Source organism: Burkholderia sp. (assembly GCF_018375725.1).
GTDB lineage: Bacteria > Pseudomonadota > Gammaproteobacteria > Burkholderiales > Burkholderiaceae > Burkholderia.
The window spans coordinates 1-6,183 of the sequence record NZ_JAHACR010000258.1; the positions used below are offsets into that span (position 1 = coordinate 1).

Consider the following 6,183-nt stretch of genomic DNA (forward strand, 5'->3'; position numbering starts at 1 on the left):
CGCCGCGTGGCCGCGCTGGGACGCGTTCAAGCGCGATTTCGTATCGGCCGACGGTCGTGTGATCGACGTCGGATCGGCCGATGCACGCACGGTGTCCGAGGGGCAGGCATACGGGCTGTTTTTCGCGCTGGTCGCGAACGACCGGCCCGCGTTCGACGCGATCCTGCACTGGACCGAGAACAATCTTGCGCAGGGCGACCTGAGTGCCCATCTGCCTGCGTGGCTGTGGGGCCGCGGGGCCGATGGCGCATGGCGGGTGCTCGACGCGAACGCCGCGTCGGACGCCGATCTGTGGATTGCCTATGCGCTGGTCGAGGCGGGACAGCTGTGGCGTGAGCGCAGCTACACGGCGCGTGGCGCGCTGCTCGCGAAGCGCGTGCTCGACCGCGAGTCGGCGATGCTGCCGGGCCTCGGCGTGACGCTGCTGCCGGGGCCGACCGGCTTCAGACTCGCAAATGACCGCTGGCGCCTCAATCCGAGCTATTCGCCGCCGCAGGTGATTCGCGGTCTCGGCACGCGTTTGCCGGACGACCGCCGCTGGGCCGGGCTCGCGGCCAGCACCGGGCGTGTACTGATCGATACTGCGCCGAAGGGATTCTCGCCAGACTGGGCGCTGTACCGCGCGGGCGCAGGCTTTGCGCCCGACACGGATTCGCATGCGGAAAGCGCGTACAACGCGATCCGGGTCTATCTGTGGGCCGGCACGCTCGATCCGTCCGATCCGCTCGCCGCGCCGTTGCTCGCGCGTTTTGCGCCGTTCGCCGAATACGTGGCCGCGCACGGCGCACCGCCGGAGAAAGTCGATACGACGACGGGCGTGGCCGGCGCCCATGACGGCAATGGCGGTTTTTCGGCCGCAGCGATTCCGTTCCTGGATGCGCGCGGCCAGCATGCCCTTGCGGATGCGCAGGCGGCGCGGGTCGATGCGCTCGCGCGCCAGTCGCTGCCGGGCTATTACACGAGCGTGCTGACGCTGTTCGGCCTCGGCTGGCGCGACGGGCGCTACCGTTTCGCCGCGGACGGCACGCTGGACGTGCGCTGGAGGAGCGGGTCATGCGCCGCCGTCCGCTGAAGCGCGCCGCGCCGCGCATGGCCGGATTCGCGTGGCTCGCCTCGTCCGTCTGCGCGATGGCGCACGGGGCGACGCTCGCGCCGGCACCGCGCGCGGCCGAAACGGCCGATGTCGCCGATGCGCGGCGACTGCTGGCGACCGCGCGAATGTGGGCAGGCAAGCACCGCGACGATCTCGCGCGCGACGCGATCCGCAAGGGCTTGCTGATCGCCCCCGGCGATCCGGTGCTGCTCGCCGAGCAGGTGCGTGTGCTGCTTCGGCTCGGCGACGCCAAGGGCGCGCAGGCTGCGCTTGCTCGCCTGAACGCGCTGGCGCCCGATGCGCCCGACACGCGGCGGGCCGGCGACGAATTTCGCGTCGCGACGAGCGGGCGCGAAGAGATGGCGCAGATTCGTCTGCTCGCACGCAGCGGCCGCGCCGACGAGGCCGCGCGGCGCATCGTCGTGCTGTTTCCGCATGGCGCACCGTCGGGCGCGCTCGGTGCCGAGTATTACCAGATCGTCGCGAACGGGCCGGGCGGATGCGAGCCGGCCCTTGCGGCACTGCGCCGTGCGGTCGCGGCGGATCCGAGCGACAGCGAAGCCGCGTTCGGGCTTGTCAGGCTACTGAATCAGCGCAGCGAGACGCGCGCGGAAGCGAACCGCCTGGCATGGGCGCTCGTGCGGCGGCCGGACGTCGATCATGGGGAAGCGATGTCGGTGTGGCGGCGCGTGTTGCAGTCGGCGGACAACGATCCGGTCTACCTTGACGCGATACGTGCGTATCTGGCGCTCGTGCCGGACGACAGCGAATTTCGCGACAAGGCGACGGCGATGGAGTCGCAGCGCGACGCGCAGCAGCGACTGGCGCGCGATCCGAATTACATCGCGCAGCAGCGCGGCCTGCAGGCGCTGGCGCGCGGCGATCTGACAGCGGCCGACGTGTTGCTCGGGCAGGCGGCGCGGGCGCGCGCGACGGATGCCGATGCCGTCGGCGGGCTCGGCCTGCTGCGTTTGCGTGAAGGCCGCCACGACGAGGCGCGCGCATGGTTTGCGCGTGCCGCAGCGCTTGCGCCGGATCAGCGCGGGAAGTGGGACAGCCTCGCGCGCACGGCGCAATTCTGGGGCGCGCTCGCACGTGGCCGTGAGGCCGCGGCGGCGGGGCGTCCGCGAGACGCCGAACAGGCGGCGCGTGCCGCGCTTGCGATGCAACCGGGCAGTCCCGACGCGACCTTGCAACTGGCCGACGCGCTGCTCGCGCAGCACGACTGGGCGCGCGCCGAACCGCTGCTGCGCGGCTTGCTCGCGGCACCCAGGCCGAGCGTGGCGGTCGCGCACAGTGCGGCGCTGCTCTATGAGCACACCGGCCGAGCCGACCAGATCGGCCCGCTGCTCGACGCGCTGCAGGCGCGCGTCACGGGCAGCAGCGACCGCCGTGCCCTCGATGGCATTCGCGCAGACCTGCTTGCGCAACAGGCACGCGCGCTGGCAGAAAAAGGCGATCGCGGGCCGGCCGCGCAGCGTTACGAGGCGGCCGTGCGCGCGGCGCCCGACGCGCCGTGGACGCGATTCGCGCTGGCGCGTCTGTACCGCGATATGGGGCTGCCGCAGCTGGGTCGCACGGTCATGGATGACGGGCTTGCGCAATCCGATACGCCCGACATGCATTACGCGGCGGCGCTGTACCGCAATTCGACCGACGACGTGGCGGGCGCACAGGCGGCGCTTGCGCCGGTCGCCGATGCGCAGCGCTCTGACGGCATGCGTGCGCTCGCGCACAAGCTCGATGCCGAAGCCGCGCTGGCAGACGCGCAGGGTGCGCTTGGGCGCGGCGATCGCGCGGCATTGGAGGCGGCGCTCGCGCACGCGCAGGCATCGGCGCCGGACGATCCGGACATGCTGGCTGCGGTCGGCGCGCAGTGGATCGACGCCGGCGAAACCGCACGCGGTCTTGCGCCGTTGCGCGAGTGGATGGCCGCGCATCCGCAGCAGGCGGATGCCGACGTGCGGTTGCGCTACGGCGACCTGCTCGGGAGCGCGGCGCGCGATGACGAACTGGCCGCATGGCTCGACGCGCTCCGCCGCGAACCGTCGCTCACCGCGGCGCAGACCGCGCGCCTCGAGGATCAGTCGCTGCGGCTCGTGCTGCGCCAGGCCGACGATGCGATCGCGCAGGCCGATTACGCGCGCGCGCGCCAGTTGCTCGACGGCGTGAGCCCGGCTGGGAAGGCGGACAAGCGCTATGCGCTCGAAGTCGCCGATCTCGAGCGCGCGCAGGGCCATTACGGTGCGGCGCGCGGCGTGCTCGAACCGGTTCTCGCGCATACGCCCGACGATGCCGACACGCAGCTCGCGCTGGCGCGGATCGACGAAGACAGCGGCAACCGTGCCGGTGCGCTCGTGCGTGTGCAGGCGGTGCTCGCGCGCACGCCGTCCGACGACGTGGACACGCAACTGTCGGCGCTGCGCCGTCTGACCGCGCTGCATCGTACCGACGACGCGGCGCAGATCGCCGATGCGCTGCATGCCGCGTATCCGTCGCGCGCGGACGTGACCGTGGCGGCGGGGCGCGTCGCTCAGGCACAGGGCCGCTACGACGCCGCCGCGTCGCTGTATCGCCTGTCGCTGTCGCAGGAGCGCGCCGCGGGTGTGCGTCCGCGCCGTGACGGCCTCACACCGGCGCAGGCCGCATTCGGCGATCTCGAGCAGCGCCGCGATCCTGAAATCGAGGCGGGGTGGCTCCCTGCGTACAAGTCGGGCGACGAAGGGGTGTCCGCGTATCGCGCGCAGCAGGTGCCGGTCTACGTGCAGATGCCGTATCGCTACGACGGCCATGTGTTCCTGCATCTCGACGCGGTGCATATCGATGCCGGCTCGCTCGATACGAGCGATCCGAAAGCTTATGCGCTCAACACGTTCGCGACGTATCCCGCGCTGAAGACACCGGATCCGAATCCATCCGGTTCGCTGCATCAGTCGGCGACCGGTGTCGCGCTTGGCGCGGGCTACCGGTCGGACGCATGGCGGTTCGACATCGGCACGTCGCCGCTCGGCTTTCCGGTGCACTACCTGATCGGCGGCGTGCGCTACCGGTTCGACGCAGGGCCCGCGAGCTTCTCGGCGAGCGCGTCGCGCCGGCCGGAGACGAGCAGCGAACTGTCCTACGCGGGCTTGCGGGATCCGTGGAGCGGTGCGGCGTGGGGCGGCGTGCGGCGTGACGGTATCGATCTGCATGCGTCGGTCGATATCGGGCGCGTGAATCTGTTCGCGGATATCGGTGCGGGCGTGATGACCGGCCGCAACGTCGAGCGGAACGCCGAGGCGACGCTGCGCACGGGTTTCATGGTGCCCGTCTACGAACGCGCGACCATGCGGGTCAGCACGGGTCTCGTCGGCAACGCGTGGCACTACGCGCAGAACCTGCGTTTCTATACCTACGGCCAGGGCGGTTACTACAGCCCGCAACGCTACCTGTCACTCGGCGTGCCGATCGAGTGGGCGGGGCGGCGCGATGCGCTCGCGTGGGATGTGACCGTGACAAGCGGTATTACGAACAGCTATGAAAGGGCGACGCCGTATTTCCCGGTCGGCCTGCCTGGCGGCGTGGACGCGAAATCCGCCAGTGCGCTCGCCGGCATGACGTATGCGCGCAGTTCGACCCGCGGCGTGTCGTTCTGGTACAGCGTCAACGGGATCGTCGAATATCGCGTCAATCCGTATCTGAGCATCGGCGCGCAACTGCATATCGACCGATCGCACGACTATGCGCCGAGTTCGGGGTTGCTGTACGTGCGTTATGCATTCGACGCGCGCGAGAACCCCAAGGGTCTCGTGACGCCCGCGCCGGTTCGTCTTTATTCGAGTTACTAGCGTGAAAAGGGACGCACACACGTGAGCACCGACTTCGAAACCACCCGTCCCGCGCTCGGCGCCGCCGGCGTGTTCGGCCGCCTGCGCGCGATGTTGCGGAGCGGGCCGGCCGACGGCCGTATCTCGGCGCTGAGCCGGCTTGCGATCGACGGTTTGCCGGACGAGTGGACGCAACTCGAGCCGGGCGGCCTGTATGCGGTCTATGCGGCCGCACGCACGCCTGCGTGCGATGCGCTGTTATGGGAAAGCGCGCGTCAGGCGCGCACCCGCGACGTGACGGTCGTGCTTGCACGCGACAGTGCAAGCGTGGCCGGGCAGCTGCGCGAGCGCGGCTTTGCGGGCGGCGCGCATGCGCCGGGCTGGCCGAGCCGCCTGAACGTGCTGGCGATGCCGCCCGCGCCTGCGACGGGCGACGATGATCCGGCCGCCGGCCGCCATGGCGAGCCGGGGTCGTTTGCACGGCTGCTGGGCGGTTTCCGTGCAATGAAGCGCTACGGCTTTCGCGCACGTTCGCTGTATTTCGTGGAGGGCGCCGAACGCTGGTTCAGCTGGAACGATCCCGCGGCGCTCGCGGAGGAGGCGCGTGCCTTCGCCGACTGGTGCCGGATGCACCGGATCGCGGTCGTGCTCGTGATGAATCCCGAGGGCGGGCATGCGAACCGCGCAGCGGCCGATGCGGAGACCGACGATCCGCCGCTCGTGCGGGACACGCGACGCACCCGGCGCAGCAGTTTTCACAGCGTGTGCACGGGGGTCGCGCAACTGCAGCGCACGCATGGCGAATTGCTGTGGGTGGTCGATTTCTGGCGTGCGGGCGATACGCTCGCCGCAGGCGAGGTGCGGCCATTGCGATTCGCGCCGGATGGCCGGCTGTCGGCGATCTTCGACGCCGATGCAATCGCGCAGCCACGCCAGATGAAGCTCGCGAGCGACGAGGACCGCGTCGTCGTCAGTCGTGCGGTGGTCGAGCGCGAGCGCTGGGTGCCGGCGGACTGGGAGATCGTCGACGACAACGCCGCGGTGGTCGCGGCGTGCGCGAAGGCGCAAGCGGCGACCGCGGTGCTGGCGTTCCGCACGCGCGCGCAGCTCGAAGCGCTGTGCGCGGACGTTCACGCGCTGCGGCGACATTGTGGCGGCGCGCTGAAGATCGCCGTCGTCGAGCGTGGCGAAGTGCTGCGCCATCAGTTCGAAATGCTGGTGCTGAGCCTGGGCGCGAACAGCGTCGTCGGGCGCGACCTGCCGTTCTCCCGGTTGCAGGCGGCC

The 6,183-nt window shown here is 70.8% G+C and carries 3 protein-coding genes; all 3 read left to right on the top strand.

Features of this window, described 5'->3' with window-relative positions; genetic code table 11:
* Positions 1–1,072 (top strand): cellulose synthase complex periplasmic endoglucanase BcsZ (gene bcsZ, locus KH616_RS20050; RefSeq protein WP_292250126.1); only part of this gene is annotated, 1,072 nt, incomplete at its 5' end.
* Positions 1,054–4,920: a cellulose synthase subunit BcsC-related outer membrane protein gene (locus tag KH616_RS20055; protein ID WP_292250128.1), complete on the top strand. Its 3,867-nt coding sequence runs from the start codon at positions 1,054–1,056 to the stop codon at positions 4,918–4,920. The genes bcsZ and KH616_RS20055, both read left to right, overlap by 19 nt.
* 21 nt (positions 4,921–4,941) lie before the next feature.
* Positions 4,942–6,183: BcsE family c-di-GMP-binding protein (locus KH616_RS20060; protein ID WP_292250130.1), on the top strand; the 1,242-nt coding region annotated here is incomplete at its 3' end.

Coding starts and splice junctions, on each gene's coding strand:
- KH616_RS20055 (WP_292250128.1), top strand. CDS start 1,054: ATGCGCCGCCGTCCGCTGAAGCGCGCCGCGCCGCGCATGGCCGGATTC.